The sequence below is a fragment of the Variovorax sp. Soil_C_33 genome, from assembly GCF_057656935.1.
This window is the reverse complement of record NZ_JBDGJK010000002.1, coordinates 115133-135737: the sequence shown is the minus strand read 5'-3', so window position 1 is coordinate 135737 and position 20605 is coordinate 115133. Positions and strand designations below refer to the sequence as shown.

Sequence of the window (20605 nt, the reverse complement as noted above, 5' to 3'; positions counted from 1 at the left end):
TGCCACACGCGGAATGACAAATTTTGTCAGTCATCCACCGACAGTGTCAGACCTGCAGCACCCCCGCCGCTTCCAGCCACCGAATGTCCCACCCCTTCGCGCCATGGGTCTGCGAGCCGGCCGCCAGCATGTCGATCTGGCTCATGATCTCTTCGGTTTCAGCCGGCTTGGTGTGAGTGATATAGATCGGGTAGCTCCTGCCGGTCGCGATATGCGCCAGTTCGTCTGCCAAAGTCGCAGGCGACAAATGCAAGCTGCGCTGGGCAAGGGCCTGCTCCCGATTGCTGAACGCCGTTTCGATCACCAGCATCCCCACATCGAGCTGGTTCACCCGCTGCCAAAAGGCCGGATTGCGCTCGGTGTCTCCGCTGAACACCCAATTCGGCCCACCCTTCGCGCAACGCACGGCGTAGCCGCAGGCCGGCACGGTATGCACAGCCGGCAGCACCTCGATGTTCTTGAGCGCCCGCGTTCCCAGTTGGAGCTGTTGGCCGACCACGATGTCGTGAAAGCTCACGAACGGCGCCTCGCGACTTGGAATGCTCGCGAAATCCGGCCAGATGACGTTGTTGAACACGTGGGCGCGCAGCGCCTCGATGGTGGCGCGCAGGGCGTGCACGCGCAGCGGTTTGCCGCGGCGGCTGGCCACGGCGTCGATCATCAGGGGCAGCGCGGCGATGTGGTCGAGGTGCGAATGGGTGAGCACGACGTCGTCGATGGCGGCCATTTCGTCCAGGCTCAGGTCGCCGACGCCGGTACCGGCGTCGACCAGCAGGTCGCTGTCGACCAGGAATGAGGTCGTGCGGCAGTCCTTGGCGATGGCGCCCGAGCAACCCAACACGCGCACCTGCATATGCGAGGCCCTTTGTTTTCTAGTTGGTTCCGAACCGGGTTGCACCATCCCAGTTCTGGTCTTTGGGCTGCAACGCCATCGAGGCTAAACGCTGTGCGTGGAGCCGGTAAAGGACTTTTTTGGCATCTGCTGCCAGCAGTGGGGTCAAGGCCGTGGCCCGTACCAATGCCTCGGCTCAACCAGCGACGAACTGCATCCGCGTGCCGCCGAGCTCGAGCACGTCGCCGTCCTGCAGGGCGACGGCCTCGTTGCCTAGCGGTTCGCCGTTGAGTTCGGTGCCGCCGTCGATGGGCGCCACCACGTAGCCGTGCAGGCGCCGCGTGACGGCGGCGACGGCCACGCCGGGCTTGCCGATGGTGGTGACGACCTTCTGCAGGGAAAGCTCGCGCCCAGCGCCGCTGCCCGACAAAACACGCATGACGGCCACGCCGGTGCCGCCGCCGAAGGGCTGGTGCACCGTGGGGGCGGAGCTGAGCGGAATCGGGCCCGACGGAGCCGGCGCGATGTGCGGCGCGGGCCCGGCGCCATCGGGGGCGCCGCTGCCCACCAGGTAGCGGATCTTGTACTTGCCGACCTCGACGACGTCGTTGTGCTCGAGCGCCTGCTTCTTGACCGCACGCCCGTTGATGTACGTGCCGTTGGTGCTGTTGAGGTCTTCCAGATAGACGTCGCCGCCGATCATGTGCAGCACGGCGTGCTCACCGCTGATCGCCAGATTGTCGATCACGATGTCGTTATACGGCCGCCGTCCCAGCGTGGTGCGGTCCTTGGCGAGCGTCACCTCCTTGATGACGACACCGTCGATCGAAACGATCATCTTCGGCATGGCCGACTCCTCGATCTCATTTTTTTGGGCTATCCGGATGCCTCGAGCGCTTCACCTGAGCCTGCTCTGGCGAGGACAACGGAAATGTTGTCCCTGCCGCCATTGTGATTCGCAGTTGAAACCAAAAGTGTTGCTTTCTCCGAAAGCCCGATATCTTGTAACAAAAGCGTGAAAAGCTGCGCGTCGGGGACCATCTCGCTCAGCCCGTCGGAACATAGCAGGAAAAGGTCACCTGGCTTCACGTTGTGCTCGTGCATTTCGAGTTCGACATGGCGTTCGATGCCGAGCGCCCGCGTGACGAGGTTGCGGTGCGGCGACAGGATGGCCTGCTCGGGCGTGATGGCGCCGGCGTCGAGCTGCTCCTGCAGCAGCGAATGGTCGCGCGTGAGCTGTTCGAGCTTTTCGTTGCGCAGCCGGTAGCAGCGGGAGTCGCCGATATGGCCGACGATCGCGCGCCTGGGCCCGAAGGCGGCCAGCACGAGCGTGGTGCCCATGCCCTGCAGCTGCATGTTCGCGACGCCGGCTTCGAGGATGGCCGCGTTGGCCTCGTCGGTACCGGCCTGCAGCGCGCGGCGCATGGCCCGCGGGTTGGCGCTCGGCCCGGCGTGGGCCAGCCAGCGGCCGAAGCTGGCTTGCAGCAAGGCGATGGCCATGCCGCTGGCCACCTCGCCGCCGTTGTAGCCGCCCATGCCGTCGGCCAGGAGAACCAGCCCGAGCGAGGCGTCGAAGGCGATCGTGTCCTCGTTGTTGGCGCGCACCCGGCCGGGGTCGGTGAGCGCGGCGAAGTCCCAGGTCAGCGAGCCGGTGTCAGGAGAAACGGATACGCCCAGGTTCGCCATTGAGTCAGTGTGGTTGAGAGGGGCCGCTCGCTCAGTGTGCGGCGGCGGCCGCACGCCTTTGCTGCCAGCGGCCGACAGCGACGACGAAAAATGCGCCGGCCGCGGCGCCTGCATAGTGCAGCCATGGGTTGGCCGCCAGGGCGGCGCGCAAGGCGACGTCGCTCACGATGGTCTCGCCGCCGACCCAGCCGATCAGCGCGGCGCCCAGCATGATGATGATCGGGAAACGTTCCATGAGCTTGATCATGAGGGTACTGCCGAAAATCACCAACGGAATGCTGATGGCCAGGCCCAGCACCAGCAGCACCATGCTGCCCTGCGCCGCGGCCGCGACCGCGATCACGTTGTCCAGGCTCATGACCAGGTCGGCCAAGAGGATGGTCCGCACGGCCGCGAGCATGCTGCCGTATTCCTTTTCTTCGCCGTTGTCGTCTTCCTCATCGCCGAGCAGCTGCACGCCGATCCACAGCAGCAGCGCGCCGCCGAGGATCTGCAGGTAGGGTAGCGCCAGCAGCTTGGCGGCGACCACGGTGAGCGCGATGCGCAGCACCACGGCCGCGCCCGAGCCGAACAGCACGGCCTTCTTCTGCTGCTGCTGCGGCAGCGAACGGGCGGCCATCGCGATCACCACCGCGTTGTCCCCCGAAAGAATGATGTTGATCCAGACAATCTTGACGAGCCCGATCCAGAAATCGGCAGTTTGCAAATAATCCATGTCTCATATCCACTGTTATGTATTGAAAAAGCGCCCGCAACGTGAATTGCGAGCGCTTTTGTTCTTGTGTGGTCGAGGAGGCGGATGTTTTAGAGCAGCGCCTTGAGGCGCTTGGCCAGCTCCGAGAAGTTGCGTGTGACCGTGAAACCGCACTCTTCCATGATGGCGAGCTTGGCATCCGCCGTGTCGGCGCCGCCGGAGATCAAGGCGCCGGCATGGCCCATGCGCTTGCCCGGAGGGGCGGTCACGCCAGCGATGAAGCCGACGATCGGCTTCTTCATGTTGTCCTTGCACCAGCGCGCGGCGTCGGCTTCATCGGGGCCGCCGATCTCGCCGATCATGATGACGGCGTCGGTGTCGGGGTCGTCGTTGAAGGCCTTCATCACGTCGATGTGCTTCAGGCCGTTGATCGGGTCGCCGCCGATGCCGACAGCGCTCGACTGGCCAAGGCCGATCTCGGTGAGCTGTGCCACGGCTTCATAGGTCAGCGTGCCGGAGCGGCTGACCACGCCGATGCGGCCCTTCTTGTGGATGTGGCCGGGCATGATGCCGATTTTGATCTCGTCGGGCGTGATCAGGCCGGGGCAGTTCGGGCCCAGCAGCAGCGTCTTCTTGCCGCCGGCGGCTTCCTTGGCCTTCATCTTGTTGCGCACTTCGAGCATGTCGCGCACCGGGATGCCTTCGGTGATGCAGATCGCCATGTCCAGGTCGGCTTCGACGGCTTCCCAGATCGCGGCGGCAGCGCCGGCCGGCGGCACGTAGATCACCGACACGGTGGCGCCGGTTTGCGTCGCGGCTTCCTTCACCGAGCCGAAGATCGGGATGCTGAAGATCGACTCGCCGGCCTTCTTCGGGTTCACGCCGGCCACGAAGCAGTTCTTGCCGTTCGCGTATTCCTGGCACTTCTCGGTGTGAAACTGGCCGGTCTTGCCGGTGATGCCCTGGGTGATGACTTTGGTGTCTTTGTTGATGTAGATCGACATGACGTTTCCTTAGGCTTTCTTGACTGCTGCCACGACCTTCTGGGCCGCTTCCGCCATGGTGTCGGCGCTGATGATGGGCAGGCCCGAATCGGCCAGCAGCTTCTTGCCTTCGACTTCGTTGGTGCCCTTCATGCGCACCACCAGCGGCACCTGCAAGTTCACGGCCTTGCAGGCTGCGATCACGCCGGTGGCGATGGTGTCGCACTTCATGATGCCGCCGAAGATGTTGACCAGGATGGCCTCGACGTTCTTGTTCTTCAGCATGATCTTGAAGGCTTCGGTCACCTTCTCGGGGGTGGCGCCGCCGCCCACGTCGAGGAAGTTGGCCGGCTCGCCGCCGAACAGCTTGATGGTGTCCATGGTGGCCATCGCGAGGCCGGCGCCGTTCACCAGGCAGCCGATGTTGCCGTCCAGCGAGATGTAGGCGAGGTCGAATTTCGAGGCTTCGACTTCGGCCGCGTCTTCTTCGTCGAGGTCGCGCAGGGCCACGATATCGGGATGGCGGAACAGCGCGTTGCTGTCGAAGTTGAACTTGGCGTCCAGGGCAATGATGTTGCCCTTGCTGTCACGGTTGAGCGGGTTGATCTCGACCAGCGAGGCATCCGTCTCCATGTAGCAGGTGTAGAGCTTCTTGAAGATGTCCACGGCTTGCGCGGTGGAATCGGCCGGGATGCCGATGCCGTCGGCGATCTGCTTGGCCTGCGCGTCGGTCAGCCCGTCCTTGGGGTCGGCGAAGACGGTGATGATTTTCTCGGGCGAGGAATGCGCGACTTCCTCGATGTCCATGCCGCCTTCGCTGGAAGCGATGAAGGCCACCTTCTGGGTCGCGCGGTCGGTGACGGCCGAGACGTAGTATTCCTTCTGGATGTCGGCGCCGTCCTCGATGTAGAGGCGGCGGACCTTCTGGCCTTCGGGGCCGGTCTGGTGGGTCTTGAGCTGCATGCCGAGGATGTCGCCGGCGAGCTTCTTGACGTCGTCGATGCTCTTGGCCACCTTCACGCCGCCGCCCTTGCCGCGGCCGCCGGCGTGGATCTGGGCCTTGACCACCCACACGGGGCCGCCGAGTTTCTGGGCGGCTTCCACCGCCTCCTGCACCGTGTATGCCGGGATGCCGCGGGGCACAGGCACACCGAACTTGGCAAGAATTTCCTTGCCCTGGTACTCGTGAATCTTCATGAGGGTGTCTCTCGGAACGAGGTTGAGAACGGGAGAATTTGGGTTGTTGTCCACGGGCCACGGCGTGTAGGCAATCGGGCGGCGGACAGCAGGCGACTGTATCATGGTGCGCCGCACCAACGGCCGGCCGCCGCTGCGGTCAATACGTAATTTCTTCTTACGCAACTTCCCAGGCAATCCGAGGCTTCCACCATGCCCAAGGTCTTCATCGACGGCGAAGCCGGTACCACCGGCCTCCAGATTCGCGAGCGGCTCCAGAAGATGCCGCAGATCGAACTCGTGAGCATCGCGCCGGAGCTGCGAAAGGACGTGGCCGCCAAGCGCGAACTGATGGCCGGCGTCGACCTGGTGGTGCTCTGCCTGCACGACGATGCCGCGCGCGAGTCGGTGGCGCTCATCGACCAGCTCGAGGGCCAGGGACGCCGCCCCAAGATCATCGACGCCTCGACCGCGCACCGCACGGCCGCCGGCTGGGTGTTCGGCTTCCCCGAACTGGCGGCGGGCCAGAAGGAGGCCGTGGCCAAGGCCGAGCGCGTCGCCAACCCCGGCTGCTACGCGACCGGCGCGATCGCCATCGTCCGCCCGCTGATCGATGCCGGCCTGCTGCCGGCCGACCATGCGATCGCCCTGCCCTCCGTGAGCGGCTACTCGGGCGGCGGCCGCACCATGATCGAGGCCTACGAGGGCGGGAAGGCACCGCTGTTCGAGACCTACGCGCTGGGGCTCAAGCACAAGCACATTCCCGAGATCATGAAGTACACCGGCCTCACGCGCCGGCCCGTGTTCATCCCCTCGGTGGGCAATTTCAAGCAAGGCATGCTGGTGCAGCTGCCGCTGCACCTGGACGAGCTGCCCGGCCGCCCCAAGGCCGGCGACCTGCAGGAAGCGCTGGCCGCGCACTACGCGAAGAGCAACACGCCCGAGAAGTTCGTGAAGGTGCTGCCGCCCACCGAGGACGGCAAGATCGACGCCCTCGCGCTCAACGACACCAACGAGCTCGAGATCCGCGTGTTCCCGAACGAAGACCACCGCCATGCCGTCGTCATCGCGCGGCTGGACAACCTGGGCAAGGGCGCCAGCGGTGCGGCGGTGCAGAACCTCAAGCTGATGCTCGGGCTCTGAGCCCCGCGGCCGCGTGCCGCGCGGCCTTCACTCGTTCGGGGCGTGCCGCAGAACCTTGGCGACGACCGCCGAGGCGAATCCGCGCGCCAGCAAAAAGCGCATCTGCTTCGCGCGCTCCGCCGCATCGTGCGGCAGCGTGCCGAAGCGCTGCCGCCACACTTCGAGCGCACGGTCGAACTCGCTGCCCGAGAGGCCGGCGAGCGCCTCGGCCACCGCTTCAGGCGCAATGCCCTTGTGCAGCAGCTCCTGGCGCACGCGCGCCGCGCCGTGGCGGGCCGCGCGCTGGTGCAGCACCGACTGCACCACCCTCGCCTCGCTGATGAAGTCTTTGGCGGCCAGCTCGTCGAGCGCACGCGCCAGCGTGCCGGGCTCTTCCTCGTACCTGGCCAGCTTGCGCTCGAGCTCGCTGCGCGAGTGCTCGCGCTGGCTCAGGAGACGGAGGGCGCGGCCCTTGAGAGAAGGAGCGCTGAAAGCCATGGCCCGAGGCTTACTTCTCGGGCGCGGCCTCGACCGCCTCGGCCAGAAGCGGAATGCCCAGCGATTCGCGCACCTTGTTCTCGATCTCGCGCGAGAGCGCCGGGTTCTCGCGCAGGAACTCGCGCGCGTTGTCGCGGCCCTGCCCGATCTTCTCGCCGTTGTAGGCGTACCAGGCGCCCGACTTGTCGACGATCTTGGCGTTCACGCCCATGTCGATGATCTCGCCCTCGCGGCTGATGCCTTCGCCGAACAGGATGTCGAACTCGGCCGTCTTGAAAGGCGGCGAGACCTTGTTCTTCACCACCTTGACCTTGGTCTCGTTGCCGATCGCCTCGTCGCCCTTCTTGATGGTGCCGATGCGGCGGATGTCCAGGCGCACCGAGGCGTAGAACTTCAGCGCATTGCCGCCGGTGGTGGTTTCGGGCGAGCCGAACATCACGCCGATCTTCATGCGGATCTGGTTGATGAAGATGACCATGCAGTTGGTCTTCTTGATGGTGGCGGTGAGCTTGCGCAGCGCCTGGCTCATCAGGCGGGCCTGCAGGCCGGGCAGCGAGTCGCCCATTTCGCCTTCGATTTCGGCCTTGGGCGTGAGCGCGGCGACCGAGTCGACCACGATCAGGTCGACCGCGCCGGAGCGCACCAGCGAATCGACGATTTCGAGCGCCTGCTCGCCGGTGTCGGGCTGGCTGATCAGCAGGTCCGACAGGTTCACGCCCAGCTTCTGCGCGTACTGCACGTCGAGCGCATGCTCGGCATCGACAAAAGCGCAGGTGCCGGCCTGGCGCTGCATCTCGGCGATGACCTGCAGCGTGAGCGTGGTCTTGCCCGAGGATTCCGGACCGTAGATCTCGATCACGCGGCCGCGCGGCAGGCCGCCGACGCCGAGCGCAATGTCGAGGCCGAGCGAGCCGGTGGAGACCACCTGGATGTCTTCCAGCGCCTCGCCTTCGCCCAGCCGCATGATCGTGCCCTTGCCGAACTGCTTCTCGATCTGGGCCAGCGCGGCCTGGAGGGCCTTGGCCTTTTCGCTGCCTGCGACCGAGATGCTGGTGCCTTTGACGAGTGCGTCCATGTGGAAATCTCCTTGAATATCAATGGGTTGTGTTGGGCTTGTCCAATCTGCTTTTAACCACAGGCTGGATGCTTGAACAGTAGTGTAGGGGTTGGTGAATTCGAGTGAGCCTATTTTTTGGTCAGTTTGCTTTACTATCGACGGCACGTGATAAACGCTGCATTTCCGATCGACCCCGACGCCTGGCGCCAGACCCACCTGGGCCGCCTGCTCGGCCATGCCATGCGCCGCTTCGACGAGCGCGTGCTGGCGCTGATGGCGCACGATGCCGACGTGCCGCTGGCGCTGTCGAACCTCGCGGCACGCGCGCAGGTGAGCGCGGCGCACATCCACATCACGCGCCATCTGTCGCGCGAAGGCTCGCGCCTGACCGAACTCGCCGAGCGCGCCGGCATGACCAAGCAGGCCATGGGCACGCTGGTCGACCAGTGCGAGGCATGGGGCCTGGTGACGCGCGGCCCCGATCCGCTCGATGCGCGCGCGCGGCGCGTGCTGTTCACGGCCGATGGGCTGGCCTGGCTGGAAGCCTTCCGCAACGCGGTCGCGCAGGCCGAGCGCGAGTTCCGCGCCAGCGTCGGCGACGAGATCGCCACCGTGGTAACCATCGGTCTCGAAGCCTATGCCGCGGCCTAGAATCCTAGCGTCTGGAGACACGCCATGCGAATACTGATTGCAGAAGACGACCAGGTGCTGGCGGATGCCCTGCTACGCAGTCTGCGCACCTCCGGCTCGGCCGTCGACCACGTGGCGACCGGTTCGCAGGCCGACGCCGCGCTGATGACCAACAGCGAATTCGATCTGCTGATCCTCGACCTCGGCCTGCCCAACATGCACGGCCTCGAAATCCTGAAGCGGCTGCGCGCCCGCGGCTCCCAGTTGCCGGTGCTGGTGCTGACGGCGGCCGACAGCGTCGAGGAACGCGTCAAGGGCCTGGACTACGGCGCCGACGACTACATGGCCAAGCCCTTCTCGCTGCAGGAGCTCGAGGCGCGCGTGCGCGCGCTCACGCGGCGCGGCATGGGCGCCACCAGCAACGCGATCAAGCACGGCCCGCTGGTGTACGACCAGGCCGGCCGCGTGGCGACCATCGACGGCAAGATGATCGAGCTCTCGGCGCGCGAGCTCGGCCTGCTCGAAGTGCTGCTGCAGCGCGCCGGGCGGCTGGTGAGCAAGGACCAGCTGGTCGAGCGGCTGTGCGAATGGGGCGAGGAGGTGAGCCTCAACGCGATCGAGGTCTACATCCACCGGTTGCGCAAGAAGATCGAGAAGGGGCCGATCCACATCGCCACCGTGCGCGGCCTCGGCTATTGCCTCGAGAAGATTCCGTGATTCGCCTGAGCCCTCGGTGAAGCTCTTCCAGCGCGCACAGCGCTCCCTTTTCGGCGAGATCCTCGATTGGATGCTCACGCCGCTGCTGCTGCTGGTGCCGGTCAGCATCGGCGTCACCTGGCTGGTCGCGCAGGGCATCGCCAATGCGCCTTTCGACCGGGAGCTGCAGCACAACCTGCGGACGCTGGCCAAGCTGGTGAACCCGCAGCAGGGCGCGGCTCAGTTCGTGCTCCCGCAAGCGGCGCGCGAGATCCTGCGCGGCGATGATGCCGACCGCGTGTACTACCAGGTGCTGGACGGGCGCGGCGAGCTGGTGAGCGGCGAGCCCGACCTGCCCTTTCCCCACACCGACGAGCCGCCGGTGATGGGCACCGTGTACCTGCGCGACGGCGAGATGCACGGCAAGCCGGTGCGCGTGGCCTCGCTCTGGGTGGCGGGCGCCACGGACGACGCCCCGCCGGTGCTGCTGCAGATGGCAGAGACGCGCGAGAAGCAGTCGGTGCTCGCCTCCGAGATCATCAGTGGCGTGCTGCTGCCGCAGTTCGCGATCCTGCCGCTCGCGGTGCTGCTGATCTGGCTCGCGCTGGTGCGCGGCATCAAGCCGCTGTCGGTGGTGGAGGCGCGCATCCGCGAGCGCCGGCCCGGCGACCTGAGCCCGCTCGACGAATCCTCGGTGCCGCTCGAGGTGGTGCCGCTGGTGCTGTCGGTCAACGACCTGCTGAGCAAGCTCAACGACTCGATCGGCACGCAGAAGCGCTTCCTCGCCGACGCGGCGCACCAGCTCAAGACGCCGCTCGCGGGGCTGCGCATGCAGGCCGACCTGGCGCAGCGCGAGGGCGCCAATGCCGACGAACTCAAGCAGTCGCTCAAGCAGATCGGCCGCGCGAGCATGCGCGCCACGCACACGGTGAACCAGCTGCTGTCGCTGGCGCGCGCGGAGAGCAGCGGCGCCAGCATCGCGCGCCAGCCCTGCGACCTGGCGCGCCTCACCATCGAGGTGGTGCGCGAGGCGGTGCCGCGTGCGATCGAGAAGCGCATCGACCTGGGCTACGACGGCGCCGAAGCGGGCGCGCCGGGCGTCGTGCTCGAAGGCAATCCGACGCTGCTCAAGGAGCTGGTGCGCAACCTGGTCGACAACGCGATCAACTACACGCCCTCGGTGCCCGAGCGGCCGGGCGTGATCACGGCCCGCGTGCTCGGTGATCCCTTCGGCCGCATCATCGTGCTGCAGGTCGAGGACAACGGCCCCGGTATCGCCGAGCACGAACGCGAGCTGGTGTTCGAGCCCTTCTACCGCGTGCTCGGCAACGAGGCCGACGGCTCGGGGCTGGGCCTGCCGATCGTGCGGGAGATCGCGCGGCAGCACTATGCGACGGTGGAGCTGGAAGATGCCCATCCGGGCCAGCGCCCGCCCGGCACGCGCTTCAGCCTGCGCTTCGACGCCGACGGGGGCGACAGCGCCTAAGCGCCAGAACCAGCTAACGCAAGATCACGTCGATAAGATCGTCAACGCCTACCAGGATCGCGAGGTTGAGGAAGGGGACTTCAACGCGTGACGATGGAGGAGATCGCTCTCAACGGCCACAGCCTGAGCATCTCGCGCTACGTCAGCACCACTCAAGTAGAAGCGGGGATCGACCTAGCGGCGAGGACGGGATCCGTGAGGCGACGACGAAGCACAATGCGTTCCATAAGGAACTTGGCCTACCCCCCGCTACCCGTCGGCCGATCCTGAGTTCGAAGAGAACGAGAGTGGTCAGGTGTGGTCTATAGGGCCTCGATCGGTCCGGCTTTTTGGGCGAGGACTGCCATGCTTCAGCACCCCGATGGGGCCGCCCAACATCTCGCGTGATTGATTGAATGAGCTCTACTGGAAGTGACCAGGGTTAGGCCCTTTTAGGCTTTCTCCCTGGTCGATCCATAGCCTGGAAGAACTCCGAGGGCTGCATGCCTAGAGCGGCAACGATCTTGAGAATGTTGATCAATGCTAAGTTGTGCTCACCGCGCTCAATGCCACCCATGTAGCTGCGATCGATTCCACAGGCATCACCAAATGCCTCCTGGGAATAGCCGCGCTCCTTGCGATACCGACGAACGCTTTCTCCAAAAAGTACCAGTTCCGGCACCTTCTTCTTGCCGGAATCGACTGCATTGACCATGCTCGAATGGTCAGGTTTGCTTGCATAAAGGACCACGGCATATATATTCCCGGGATATAGTTACCTGGCAGCTGTTATCCCATGGCCTCTGCACGACCAGCCTCGCCATTCCCGACATCCCGGCCCTTCCGTGTGCCAGCATCCGTGCGCGCGCGCCTGCCCTCGGTGGGACCGCCACCGCGCAGCAGTTCAGCTACGCGCCTCGGCCAGCAAGTACGCGCACTACGGATCGCTTCTGGCGCTTCCGGTGGCGAGCTGGCCACTTCTGCTGGCGTTTCGAGCTCCATGCTCTCCCGCATAGAGCGCGGTCTCGTGTCACCTTCCGTCGAAACCTTGGATCGCATCGCCACTGGCCTGGGCGTGCCCGTCTCACGCTTCTTCGGCGACCAGTCCAGCCGCACCGACTTCTCGCACGTACCCGCAGGCCGGGGCATCTTGGTGGATCGGGTCGGTGCTGTGGCTGGCTACCGCTATGAGCTGCTGGGCCATCAGCTCTCAGGCAACCTGTTCGTAGAGCCTTACCTGGTCACGCTGCTGCCGGAGGCCGAGCCCTACGTTATCTTCCAGCACCCGGGTGTGAAGTTCCTGCACCTTCTCTCAGGCCGAGTCTCTTATCGCTACGGCGCGAGGGTGGTGAAGCTGGGGCCAGGAGACTCGCTGCAGTTCGACGCCACAGCGTTGCATGGCATCGACGCCATTGAGGCTGGCCCGGTGACGTATCTGTCGATCGTGTTCACGATGCGAGACTAAGGCTTCGGCGCAGCAGGCGCCTCGTCCTTGCGTATCTGCAGCAGCTGCGGCCGCAGCTGCTGCGCCAGCCGTTCGGGTTCGGTCTCGCTGAAGCGCGCCGGCGTCGTACCGAACATCGCGAGCCCGCCATGGGCCCACGCGAAGTAGCCCACGTTGGCCACCAGCAGCAGAAGAACCAGTGCGCGTAGCAGCATGCCTATTGCACCGGCCGCACGCTGACTTCGGCGCTGGTGATCGTCTTCATGCCCGAGGCCGTCTGGACCAGGAGTTCGCCGCCCCAGCCCACGCCCTCGCAGCGGCCCACGGTGCCGTCGCTGAGCTGCACCTCGCGCCCGCGCAGGATGTCGCGGGCCGCGAAGCGCTCGGCAAAGGGCACGAAGCCGCGCTCGCCGAACAGCAGCACGTCGTCCACCAGCGGCACCACGATCTCACGCAGCAGCCCGGGCGCAGTGGCACGCGGGCGCCACTGCTGGATCCATGCCGGCGCGGTGCTGAGGCCTGTGGCCTCGCGCGGCCCGATGTTGAGGCCGATGCCGATCACCAGGTAGCGCTCGGCCGTGCCGTTCTGGGGCAGGGCGGTTTCGATCAGGATGCCGCCGAGCTTGCGGTCCTCGACCCACAGGTCGTTGGGCCACTTGAGCGAAATGCCTCCCGCCTTCGAGGGGTCCAGGCTTTCCGCCACGCTGACGCCGACCGCGAGCGAAAGCCCCGACCAGTCCCTGGGCAAGAGCGGCAGGCCGAGCGAGAAGGTCAGCGAGGCGGGTTCGCCTGGCTGCTGTGCGCTCTGCCAGGGGCGCCCCATGCGGCCCCGGCCGGCGGTCTGCCGCTCGGCCACCAGCAGCACCGGCGACGAGCGGCCGTCGCGGGCCCGCCGCATCAGCTCGCTGCTGGTCGAATCGATCTCGGCAACGACCTCGACCGAAAGCCCCGGAAGCAGCGGAGCCAGGGCGGCGGCGATCTCGTCTTCGAACCAGGGGGCGGCCATGGTCAGCGCTTGGCTTCCTTGCCGTTCTTCTTGGCCTTCTTCTTGTCCTTCTTTTTCTTCTTGTCTTTTTTCTTGTCGTCCGACTTGGGCGCCAGCAGGGTGCCGCGGCAGTTTTCCGAGCCGCACCAGCAGGGGAAGTCGGCCTTGAGCTTCTTCGTGTAGGGCTCGTCGATGATCAGCCCGTAGTCGTAGTTGAGCTCCTCGCCGGCCGGGATGTCGCGCAGCGCCTTGATGAAGACCCGGCCCTCGGTTTCGTCGGCCTCGCAGTTGGGCTCGCAGGAATGGTTGATCCAGCGCGCGGCATTGCCTTTCACGCCGCCGTCGATCACCCGCCCGTCATCGATGTGGAAGTAGAAGGTATGGTTCGGCTGCGCCGGATCGTGCGGATGACGGCGCAAGGCCTCCTTCCAGCTGATGAGCTCGCCCTTGTATTCGATCAGCGTCTCTCCCTCCGCGATGTCCTGCACGGCGAACACGCCGTTGCCGTGAACGCCAGAGCGCCGCGTCTGGATGCGGCGGCCGCCGGAAATAGGGGATTTGGAAGGCATCGCCGAAGTCTGTTAGTTTGAATATGTACGCATGCGCGTGCGCGTACGCACGCGAGAAGCGCCAGATTGTAAGGATGACTTGTCAATGAAGACTTTGGTAATTGCAGAGAAGCCATCGGTGGCCCAGGACATCGTGCGCGCGCTCACGCCGGTGGCCGGCAAGTTCGACAAGCATGAGGAGCACTTCGAGAACGAGAAGTACGTCGTCACCAGCGCCGTCGGCCACCTGGTCGAGATCCAGGCGCCGGAGGAGTTCGACGTCAAGCGCGGCAAGTGGAGCTTCGCCAACCTGCCGGTGATCCCGCCGCGCTTCGACCTGAAGCCGGTCGACAAGACCAAGACCCGCCTCAACGCGGTGGTGAAGCAGGCCAAGCGCAAGGACGTGACCCAGCTCATCAACGCCTGCGACGCGGGCCGCGAGGGCGAGCTGATCTTCCGCCTGATCGAGCAGTACGCCGGCGGCAAGGCGCCGCTGGGCAAGCCGGTCAAGCGCCTGTGGCTGCAGTCGATGACGCCGCAGGCCATCCGCGACGGCTTCGAGCAGCTGCGCAACGAGCAGCAGATGCAGGGCCTGGCCGATGCGGCGCGTTCGCGCTCCGAGGCCGACTGGCTGGTCGGCATCAACGGCACGCGCGCGATGACCGCCTTCAATTCGCGCGATGGTGGTTTCTTTCTGACCACCGTCGGCCGCGTGCAGACGCCGACGCTGTCGGTGGTGGTCGAGCGCGAGGAAAAAATCCGCAAGTTCGTGAGCCGCGACTACTGGGAAGTGCACGGCAGCTTCGCCGCCGAGGCGGGCGAATACCCCGGCAAGTGGTTCGACCCCCACTGGAAGAAGCCGCCGCCCGGCCCCGACGGCGTGCCCGACCCCGAGCAGCGCGCCGACCGCGTCTGGAACGAGCGCGAAGCCAAGGAGATCGCCGAAGCCGCACGCGGCAAGCCCGCCAGCGTCACCGAAGAGAGCAAACCCACCACGCAGGCCTCGCCGCTGCTGTTCGACCTGACCTCACTGCAGCGCGAAGCCAACAGCCGCTTCGGCTACAGCGCCAAGACCACGCTCGCTCTCGCGCAAAGCCTCTATGAACGCCACAAGGCATTGACCTACCCGCGGACCGACTCGCGCGCGCTGCCCGAGGACTACCTGCCGGTGGTCAAGCAGACCATGGGCATGCTGGCCAACAGCGGCATGAAGCACCTCGCGCCCTTCGCGAAACAGGCGCTCGACGACAACTACGTGAAGCCTTCGAAGCGCATCTTCGACAACGCCAAGGTCAGCGACCACTTTGCGATCATCCCGACGCTGCAGGCGCCCAGCGGCCTGTCGGAAGCCGAGCAGCGGCTCTACGACTTCGTGGTGCGGCGCTTCCTCTCGGTCTTCTTCCCGAGCGCCGAGTACCAGGTGACCACGCGCATCAGCACGGTGGAGCAGGGCGGCAAGAAATATCCCTTCCGCACCGACGGCAAGGTGCTGGTCAAGCCGGGCTGGCTCGCCATCTACGGCAAGGAAGCGCAGGACGACGAGAAGGAAGACGACAAGGACGGCAAGCGCCTGGTGCCGGTCAAGCCCGGCGAGATGGTGCGCGCCGAATCGGTGGAGACCAAGGGGCTCAAGACCCGCCCGCCCGCGCGCTACTCCGAAGCCACGCTGCTCGGCGCCATGGAAGGCGCGGGCAAGACCATCGACGACGACGAGCTGCGCGAGGCGATGCAGGAAAAGGGCCTGGGCACGCCGGCCACGCGCGCCGCGATCATCGAAGGCTTGCTCGCCGAGAAGTACATCCACCGCGAAGGCCGCGAACTCATTCCGACCGCGAAGGCCTTCCAGCTCATGACGCTGCTGCGCGGCCTCGGCGTGGAAGAGCTCTCCAAGGCCGAACTCACCGGCGAGTGGGAATACAAGCTCGCGCAGATGGAGCACGGCAAGCTCAGCCGCGAAGCCTTCATGCGCGAGATCGCCCAGATGACGGAGCACATCGTCAAGAAGGCCAAGGAATACGACCGGGATACCGTGCCCGGCGACTACGCGACGCTCCAGACGCCGTGCCCCAACTGCGGCGGCGTGGTGAAAGAGAACTACCGTCGCTATGCCTGCACCGGCAAACTGGGCCAGGAGCCCTGCGGCTTCTCCTTCGGCAAGTCGCCGGCCGGCCGCACTTTCGAGGTGGCCGAGGCCGAGTCCCTGCTGCGCGACAAGCACATCGGCCCGCTCGAAGGCTTCCGCTCCAAGGCCGGCTGGCCCTTCGTCTCGGAGATCGTGCTCAAGTACGACGAGGAGGCGAAGAACTGGAAGCTCGAATTCGATTTCGGCGACGACAAGAATGCCGAGAGCGGCGAGATCATCGATTTCAGCGGCCAGGAATCGCTGGGCCCGTGTCCGAAATGCGGCGCGCGCGTGTTCGAGAACGGCAGCAACTACGTCTGCGAGAAGTCGGTTCCGACGACCGAGCAGCCCACGCCGAGCTGCGACTTCAAGACCGGCAAGATCATCCTGCAGCAGCCGGTGGAGCGCGCCCAGGTCGAGAAGCTGCTCGCCACCGGCAAGACCGACCTGCTCGACAAGTTCGTCTCGATGCGCACGCGCCGTGCGTTCAAGGCTTTCCTGGCCTGGAACAAGGACGAAGGCAAGGTGACGTTCGAGTTCGAGCCGCGCGACAGCAAGTTCCCGCCGCGCAAGACCTTTGCGAGGGCGGCGCCGGCGGCCGCAAAAAAGGCGACCGCCGCGAAGACGAAGACGCCCGCAGCCAAGAAGGCCGCGCCCGCGAAGAAGGCCGCCGCGCCCAAGGCGCCACGCAAGCCGGGCGCCGGACTCAAGCCCAGCGAGGCCCTTGCCGCGGTGATCGGCGCGGAACCCGTGGCGCGCACCGAGGTCATCAAGAAGCTGTGGGACTACATCAAGGCCAACGGCCTGCAGGATGCGGCCAACAAGCGGGCCATCAATGCCGATGCCAAGCTGAGGCCGGTGTTCGGCAAGGACCAGGTGACGATGTTCGAGCTCGCGGGTATCGTGGGCAAGCACCTCGGCTGATCAAGAAGGAGATTCCCGTGAAGAAGCTCGTTTCCATGCTCTTGTTGACGGCAGCGCTCGGCGCTGTCGCCGGTTGCGCATCGCGGCCCGCTGCCGATGGCGACCGCTCCGCCACAACCGGCAGCAGCGGCATCACGGTGTTCGGCACCATCGACGCGGCCGTCAGCGGAAGCCGCAACCGCTAGCGCATCAGCAGCGCCTGCCGCAGCAGCCGCGCCGCACGGTTGCGGATACGGCCCGGTGCGCTGCGCAGCGGTCCCCGAGGGCTCACCTTCGCGGTTGCGCAGGCCCAGAGAAAGTCCTGCAGGATGGCCGTGTCGTCCAGGGTCTCGGTGCTGCCGTACTTGTGGAACTCCGGATGCCACTGGGTCGCGGAGATGTAGCTGCGGCCGCGATCGACCCGGCGGCGGATGGCTTCGGGCACGCGGTCGGGAACGCTCCAGGCCTCGACCTCGAAGCCGGGCGCGATGTTTTTCACGCCCTGATGGTGGATGCTGTTGACCCGCGCCCTCTCCATGCCCGGGTAGAGCTTCGAGAGGCGCGAACCCGGCGTGATGCTGATGTCGTGGAAGTTCTGGTCATAGGTCACCGGGTCGCGGTGCTTGAGGGCGTTGGGATGCTGCGCCTCGATGTCCTGGTAGAGCGTGCCGCCGAAGGCCACGTTGATGAGTTGCAGGCCGCGGCAGACGCCGAAGATCGGCTTGCCGGCCTCCTCGAAGGCCTCGACCAGCGCGAGGTCGTAGAGGTCACGGATGCGGTCGCCGACCCAGGCGTCCTTCAGCGGCACCTCGCCGTAGCTGCCGGGCCAGACGTCGGCGCCGCCGTGCATCACCACGCCGTCGAGCCATTCCGCATAGTGCGAGAGCTTGGTGTCGCCGCGCGCCGTCTCGCCGGTGGGGCAAGGCACCATCACCACCATGGCGCCGGCCGACATCAGCCAGTGCGCTATGGACTGCTCGACATACTGCAGCGTCTTGTTGGTGAACAGCGAGCGCTCCGGGTCGGCGTGGGAGAAGCAGGCGGACAGGCCGATCTTGAGGCGGCCGGAAACGGTTTGTGGCATCGCAAACAAGGCTGGCGCCGCGCGGGCCGCGCCGCCCTTGGTGAACAGAGGATCATTGTGAAACGTTCCAAAGGCCCGCGCAGAGGACAGGCCACCCCGCCGCTTCGTCGGACAGCGCCGCGGAGATAGGATCGCCTCTTTTCCCATTCGTGACCCAGGAGATCCCCATGAAGACCATCAAGGGCCCGGCCATCTTCCTGGCCCAGTTCGCGGGCGACGGCGCACCCTTCGATTCGCTCGAGGCCATCGCCGGCTGGGCGGCGGGCCTGGGCTACAAGGGTGTGCAGATCCCCAGCTGGGATGCCCGCCTCTTCGATCTCAAGACGGCAGCGGAAAGCAAGACCTACTGCGACGAAGTCAAAGGGATGCTCGCGCGGCACGGCATCGAGATCACCGAGCTCTCGACCCATCTGCAGGGCCAGCTGGTGGCCGTGCATCCGGCCTACGACGCCGGCTTCGACGGCTTCGCCGCGCCCGAAGTGCGCAACAACCCGGTCCGGCGGCAGCAGTGGGCGGTAGAGCAGCTGCAGCTGGCGGCCCGCGCGTCGGCTCATCTCGGACTCACGGCGCATGCGACCTTCTCCGGGGCCCTGGCCTGGCCCTATCTTTATTCGTGGCCGCCGCGCCCGCCGGGGCTGATCGAGGAAGCCTTCGACGAGCTCGCCCGGCGCTGGCTGCCGATCCTCAATGCCTTCGACGACGCCGGCGTCGACGTCTGCTACGAGATCCATCCGGGCGAGGACCTGCATGACGGCGTCAGCTACGAGATGTTCCTCGAGCGCGTGGGCCAGCATCCGCGCGCCTGCCTGCTGTACGACCCGAGCCACTTCGTGCTGCAGCAGCTCGACTACCTGGCCTACATCGACCACTACCACGAGCGCATCAAGATCTTTCACGTGAAGGATGCGGAGTTCAACCCGACCGGCAAGCAAGGCGTCTACGGCGGCTTCCAGCCATGGATCGACCGGGCAGGGCGCTTCCGCTCGCTGGGCGACGGTCAAGTCGACTTCAAGGCGATCTTCTCGAAGATGGCGGCCTACGATTTCCCGGGCTGGGCGGTGCTCGAATGGGAGTGCTGCATCAAGCACCCCGAGGACGGCGCCCGCGAGGGCGCGAAGTTCATCGCCGAACACATCATCCGCGTGGCCGACCGGGCCTTCGACGACTTCGCGGCCGGGGATGTCGACACTGCAGCCAACAAGAGGACGCTGGGGATTGCGTAGCCTGCGGCGCCGCCGGGCCGCCCCGAGACGGCCGCCCCCCTCGGAGGGTGGCGAAGCACAGAAGTGGCAAGCCGGGGGGCCTTAGATCCCGGAAGGCTTGCGCAGGGTCCGCATGCGATCCATGGCCTGAATGCGGATCTTGCGCGTCTCCGAGCCCTGCTGCACCGTGAGCTCCACTTCCGCGTCGGGCGCCGGCCGCTTCCAGAGCTGCTTGTAGAAGGCTTCGAGCGTGGCGACCTCGATGCCGTCGACCTCCAGCACCACGTCGCCGGGCTGAAGCCCCGCCGCCAGCGCGGGCCCTTGCCGGTCCACGCGCACGATCAGCACATGCCCGTCGCGCTCCGAGGACGAGAGGCCGAGCCAGGGCCGGATGCTCGCGCGGGTGCTGCCGGTGGACTGCATCTCGGCCAGCACCGGGCGCAGCAGTTCGACCGGCACGAACATGTTGCCGGGCAGCGTGCGATCGGCGCCCGCGGCTTCCAGCACGAACAGGCTGCCGACGCCGACAAGCTCGCCATTGCGGTTGAAGAGCGGAGCGCCGCTGTGGTTGGCCACCGGCGGGCTGGTGAACAGCGCCGATTCGATGTGGTACTCCCAATAGCCCGAGAAGGGACGCATGGCGATCAGGCGCGTGAAGCCGACTTCGGTGCCGCTGCTGCCGCCGGTGGCCACCAGCAGCGGCTCGCCCGGGGTCAGGCCGGCGACGCCTGCCATGGGCACCGGCTCGACGCCGCGCAGCGGCACCAGCGGGCGCAGCAGGCCGAAGCCGGTCGCGAGGTCATAGGCGACCTGGCGCGCGGGCAGGGTGCGATCGTCCTGCGTGATGACTTCGATGGTCTCCGCTTCCAGCAGCAGGTAGCCGATGGTCAGGATCAGGCCGTCGGGCCCGATCACCACGCCGGAGCCCGATCGGCGCATCCCCAGGCTGTCGGCCGAGGTGGCGCCCTCGGTCGCGGTGACGCGCAGCGCGACAACCGCGTCGCCCGCGCGCTGGAGGGCCTGGACCTGCGGCGACACGGCTTCGGCCTGGCGCGGCGAAGCGGCATCTGCGGGAGGCGGCATCAACAGCCAGAAGGCGCCCACGAGAAGCGCCCAGACTGCCCGACGCGATCCTTGCGTTTTCATGGCCGCGCTCCTTGGAACGATGGTTGAGTGATGGTGCGCCGCAAGTGTCCGGCTCGCAAGTGCCCCACCGCATCAACCCTACCGTGCGCCCAACGGCGGCCTCCGGGCCGCTGCGGCATCGCGTTGCCAAGCAACAGTCATACCATCTCGGTTAGAATGCAGGGTTCGTTTCGATACCCGACGAAGTATTTCGTCACTCGGCCGGCTGACCTGGAATTCCAGGCCTTCACTCAGAAGCCGGCTCACACAGTGTGTTGGTGCGCCAGACCCGGCGCCCATGTTTGCCACCACTGCCTTCGTACCGTTGAAGCGAACAGCGCGCTGTCCGCTCC

Annotated in this window: 22 protein-coding genes; 8 read left to right on the top strand and 14 right to left on the bottom strand. The window is 66.2% G+C overall.

Translation table 11 applies throughout. The features are described 5' to 3' along the window. Positions 1-46: 46 nt before the first annotated feature. From AC3A6B_RS03585 to sucC, 6 genes are all read right to left on the bottom strand, one after another. Positions 47-853 (bottom strand): 3',5'-cyclic-nucleotide phosphodiesterase, encoded by an 807-nt coding sequence (locus tag AC3A6B_RS03585; RefSeq protein WP_487835386.1) that lies wholly within the window; start codon positions 851-853, stop codon positions 47-49. A 175-nt stretch (positions 854-1028) separates the two neighbouring features. Continuing rightward, the gene (locus tag AC3A6B_RS03580; protein WP_487835385.1) at positions 1029-1679 is read right to left on the bottom strand and encodes an FHA domain-containing protein; all 651 of its coding nucleotides are present in this window, start codon (positions 1677-1679) and stop codon (positions 1029-1031) included. Between the two features lie 29 nt (positions 1680-1708). Further along, on the bottom strand, positions 1709-2518 hold the full coding sequence (locus AC3A6B_RS03575; protein ID WP_487835717.1) for a Stp1/IreP family PP2C-type Ser/Thr phosphatase: 810 nt from the start codon (positions 2516-2518) through the stop codon (positions 1709-1711). A 31-nt stretch (positions 2519-2549) separates the two neighbouring features. Continuing rightward, on the bottom strand, positions 2550-3233 hold the full coding sequence (locus tag AC3A6B_RS03570) for a TerC family protein (RefSeq protein WP_487835384.1): 684 nt from the start codon (positions 3231-3233) through the stop codon (positions 2550-2552). 89 nt (positions 3234-3322) lie between these two features. Then, on the bottom strand, positions 3323-4216 hold the full coding sequence (gene sucD, locus AC3A6B_RS03565) for a succinate--CoA ligase subunit alpha (protein ID WP_487835383.1): 894 nt from the start codon (positions 4214-4216) through the stop codon (positions 3323-3325). Positions 4217-4225: 9 nt separating this feature from the next. Continuing rightward, complete coding sequence (gene sucC, locus AC3A6B_RS03560; protein ID WP_214694938.1) at positions 4226-5392, bottom strand: ADP-forming succinate--CoA ligase subunit beta; 1167 nt, start codon at positions 5390-5392, stop codon at positions 4226-4228. Between the two features lie 192 nt (positions 5393-5584). On the opposite strand from sucC, the gene argC reads away from it, so the two are divergent. Further along, entirely contained in the window at positions 5585-6514 is a 930-nt protein-coding gene (argC, locus tag AC3A6B_RS03555; protein ID WP_487835382.1) for an N-acetyl-gamma-glutamyl-phosphate reductase, read from the top strand. A 27-nt stretch (positions 6515-6541) separates the two neighbouring features. On the opposite strand, the gene recX is transcribed toward argC, so the two are convergent. Beyond that, positions 6542-6991 carry a recombination regulator RecX gene (gene recX, locus AC3A6B_RS03550; protein WP_487835381.1) on the bottom strand — a complete coding sequence of 150 codons (450 nt, stop codon included), beginning with the start codon at positions 6989-6991 and terminating at the stop codon, positions 6542-6544. 10 nt (positions 6992-7001) lie between these two features. Next, positions 7002-8066, bottom strand: a complete 1065-nt coding sequence (gene recA, locus AC3A6B_RS03545) for a recombinase RecA (protein WP_487835380.1) — start codon at positions 8064-8066, stop codon at positions 7002-7004. A 147-nt stretch (positions 8067-8213) separates the two neighbouring features. On the opposite strand from recA, the gene AC3A6B_RS03540 reads away from it, so the two are divergent. Genes AC3A6B_RS03540 through AC3A6B_RS03530 form a run of 3 tightly spaced genes read left to right on the top strand, consistent with a single transcriptional unit; the run spans position 8214 to position 10860 of the window. Beyond that, entirely contained in the window at positions 8214-8699 is a 486-nt protein-coding gene (locus AC3A6B_RS03540) for a MarR family winged helix-turn-helix transcriptional regulator (RefSeq protein WP_487835379.1), read from the top strand. A gap of 24 nt (positions 8700-8723) precedes the next feature. Next, positions 8724-9395, top strand: coding sequence for a response regulator (locus AC3A6B_RS03535; RefSeq protein ID WP_086920396.1), 672 nt, complete (start codon positions 8724-8726; stop codon positions 9393-9395). A 16-nt stretch (positions 9396-9411) separates the two neighbouring features. After that, on the top strand, positions 9412-10860 hold the full coding sequence (locus AC3A6B_RS03530) for a sensor histidine kinase N-terminal domain-containing protein (protein WP_487835378.1): 1449 nt from the start codon (positions 9412-9414) through the stop codon (positions 10858-10860). A gap of 421 nt (positions 10861-11281) precedes the next feature. Here AC3A6B_RS03530 and AC3A6B_RS03525 read toward each other — a convergent pair whose 3' ends face one another. Further along, complete coding sequence (locus AC3A6B_RS03525; RefSeq protein ID WP_487835377.1) at positions 11282-11554, bottom strand: helix-turn-helix domain-containing protein; 273 nt, start codon at positions 11552-11554, stop codon at positions 11282-11284. A gap of 81 nt (positions 11555-11635) precedes the next feature. Between AC3A6B_RS03525 and AC3A6B_RS03520 the strand changes: the two genes are divergently transcribed. After that, entirely contained in the window at positions 11636-12304 is a 669-nt protein-coding gene (locus AC3A6B_RS03520; protein WP_487835376.1) for a helix-turn-helix domain-containing protein, read from the top strand. Here the strand turns inward: AC3A6B_RS03520 and AC3A6B_RS03515 are convergent. Genes AC3A6B_RS03515 through AC3A6B_RS03505 form a run of 3 tightly spaced genes read right to left on the bottom strand, consistent with a single transcriptional unit; the run spans position 12301 to position 13837 of the window. Then, positions 12301-12498, bottom strand: coding sequence for a sporulation protein (locus AC3A6B_RS03515; RefSeq protein ID WP_487835375.1), 198 nt, complete (start codon positions 12496-12498; stop codon positions 12301-12303). The two genes, AC3A6B_RS03520 and AC3A6B_RS03515, sit on opposite strands and share 4 nt — an antisense overlap. A gap of 2 nt (positions 12499-12500) precedes the next feature. Then, entirely contained in the window at positions 12501-13289 is a 789-nt protein-coding gene (locus AC3A6B_RS03510; protein WP_487835374.1) for a biotin--[acetyl-CoA-carboxylase] ligase, read from the bottom strand. 2 nt (positions 13290-13291) lie between these two features. Beyond that, positions 13292-13837: an SET domain-containing protein gene (locus tag AC3A6B_RS03505; protein ID WP_487835373.1), complete on the bottom strand. Its 546-nt coding sequence runs from the start codon at positions 13835-13837 to the stop codon at positions 13292-13294. Between the two features lie 85 nt (positions 13838-13922). On the opposite strand from AC3A6B_RS03505, the gene AC3A6B_RS03500 reads away from it, so the two are divergent. Continuing rightward, the gene (locus tag AC3A6B_RS03500) at positions 13923-16862 is read left to right on the top strand and encodes a DNA topoisomerase III (protein WP_487835372.1); all 2940 of its coding nucleotides are present in this window, start codon (positions 13923-13925) and stop codon (positions 16860-16862) included. Positions 16863-16879: 17 nt separating this feature from the next. Next, positions 16880-17047 (top strand): hypothetical protein, encoded by a 168-nt coding sequence (locus AC3A6B_RS03495; protein ID WP_487835371.1) that lies wholly within the window; start codon positions 16880-16882, stop codon positions 17045-17047. On the opposite strand, the gene AC3A6B_RS03490 is transcribed toward AC3A6B_RS03495, so the two are convergent. Next, positions 17044-17925, bottom strand: a complete 882-nt coding sequence (locus tag AC3A6B_RS03490; protein ID WP_487835370.1) for a gamma-glutamyl-gamma-aminobutyrate hydrolase family protein — start codon at positions 17923-17925, stop codon at positions 17044-17046. The genes AC3A6B_RS03495 and AC3A6B_RS03490 overlap by 4 nt on opposite strands. 167 nt (positions 17926-18092) lie before the next feature. Here AC3A6B_RS03490 and AC3A6B_RS03485 point away from each other — a divergent pair, with 167 nt between their 5' ends. Continuing rightward, positions 18093-19148, top strand: coding sequence for a sugar phosphate isomerase/epimerase family protein (locus AC3A6B_RS03485; RefSeq protein ID WP_487835369.1), 1056 nt, complete (start codon positions 18093-18095; stop codon positions 19146-19148). Between the two features lie 81 nt (positions 19149-19229). On the opposite strand, the gene AC3A6B_RS03480 is transcribed toward AC3A6B_RS03485, so the two are convergent. Then, on the bottom strand, positions 19230-20273 hold the full coding sequence (locus tag AC3A6B_RS03480) for a S1C family serine protease (protein ID WP_487835368.1): 1044 nt from the start codon (positions 20271-20273) through the stop codon (positions 19230-19232). Positions 20274-20605 lie beyond the last annotated feature (332 nt).

Coding starts and splice junctions, on each gene's coding strand:
- sucD (WP_487835383.1), bottom strand. CDS start 4,216: ATGTCGATCTACATCAACAAAGACACCAAAGTCATCACCCAGGGCATC.
- AC3A6B_RS03535 (WP_086920396.1), top strand. CDS start 8,724: ATGCGAATACTGATTGCAGAAGACGACCAGGTGCTGGCGGATGCCCTG.
- AC3A6B_RS03485 (WP_487835369.1), top strand. CDS start 18,093: ATGAAGACCATCAAGGGCCCGGCCATCTTCCTGGCCCAGTTCGCGGGC.
- argC (WP_487835382.1), top strand. CDS start 5,585: ATGCCCAAGGTCTTCATCGACGGCGAAGCCGGTACCACCGGCCTCCAG.
- AC3A6B_RS03570 (WP_487835384.1), bottom strand. CDS start 3,233: ATGGATTATTTGCAAACTGCCGATTTCTGGATCGGGCTCGTCAAGATT.
- recA (WP_487835380.1), bottom strand. CDS start 8,066: ATGGACGCACTCGTCAAAGGCACCAGCATCTCGGTCGCAGGCAGCGAA.
- AC3A6B_RS03480 (WP_487835368.1), bottom strand. CDS start 20,273: ATGAAAACGCAAGGATCGCGTCGGGCAGTCTGGGCGCTTCTCGTGGGC.
- AC3A6B_RS03580 (WP_487835385.1), bottom strand. CDS start 1,679: ATGCCGAAGATGATCGTTTCGATCGACGGTGTCGTCATCAAGGAGGTG.
- AC3A6B_RS03575 (WP_487835717.1), bottom strand. CDS start 2,518: ATGGCGAACCTGGGCGTATCCGTTTCTCCTGACACCGGCTCGCTGACC.
- recX (WP_487835381.1), bottom strand. CDS start 6,991: ATGGCTTTCAGCGCTCCTTCTCTCAAGGGCCGCGCCCTCCGTCTCCTG.
- AC3A6B_RS03490 (WP_487835370.1), bottom strand. CDS start 17,925: ATGCCACAAACCGTTTCCGGCCGCCTCAAGATCGGCCTGTCCGCCTGC.
- AC3A6B_RS03505 (WP_487835373.1), bottom strand. CDS start 13,837: ATGCCTTCCAAATCCCCTATTTCCGGCGGCCGCCGCATCCAGACGCGG.
- AC3A6B_RS03500 (WP_487835372.1), top strand. CDS start 13,923: ATGAAGACTTTGGTAATTGCAGAGAAGCCATCGGTGGCCCAGGACATC.
- AC3A6B_RS03515 (WP_487835375.1), bottom strand. CDS start 12,498: ATGCTGCTACGCGCACTGGTTCTTCTGCTGCTGGTGGCCAACGTGGGC.
- AC3A6B_RS03585 (WP_487835386.1), bottom strand. CDS start 853: ATGCAGGTGCGCGTGTTGGGTTGCTCGGGCGCCATCGCCAAGGACTGC.
- AC3A6B_RS03525 (WP_487835377.1), bottom strand. CDS start 11,554: ATGGTCAATGCAGTCGATTCCGGCAAGAAGAAGGTGCCGGAACTGGTA.
- AC3A6B_RS03510 (WP_487835374.1), bottom strand. CDS start 13,289: ATGGCCGCCCCCTGGTTCGAAGACGAGATCGCCGCCGCCCTGGCTCCG.
- sucC (WP_214694938.1), bottom strand. CDS start 5,392: ATGAAGATTCACGAGTACCAGGGCAAGGAAATTCTTGCCAAGTTCGGT.
- AC3A6B_RS03520 (WP_487835376.1), top strand. CDS start 11,636: ATGGCCTCTGCACGACCAGCCTCGCCATTCCCGACATCCCGGCCCTTC.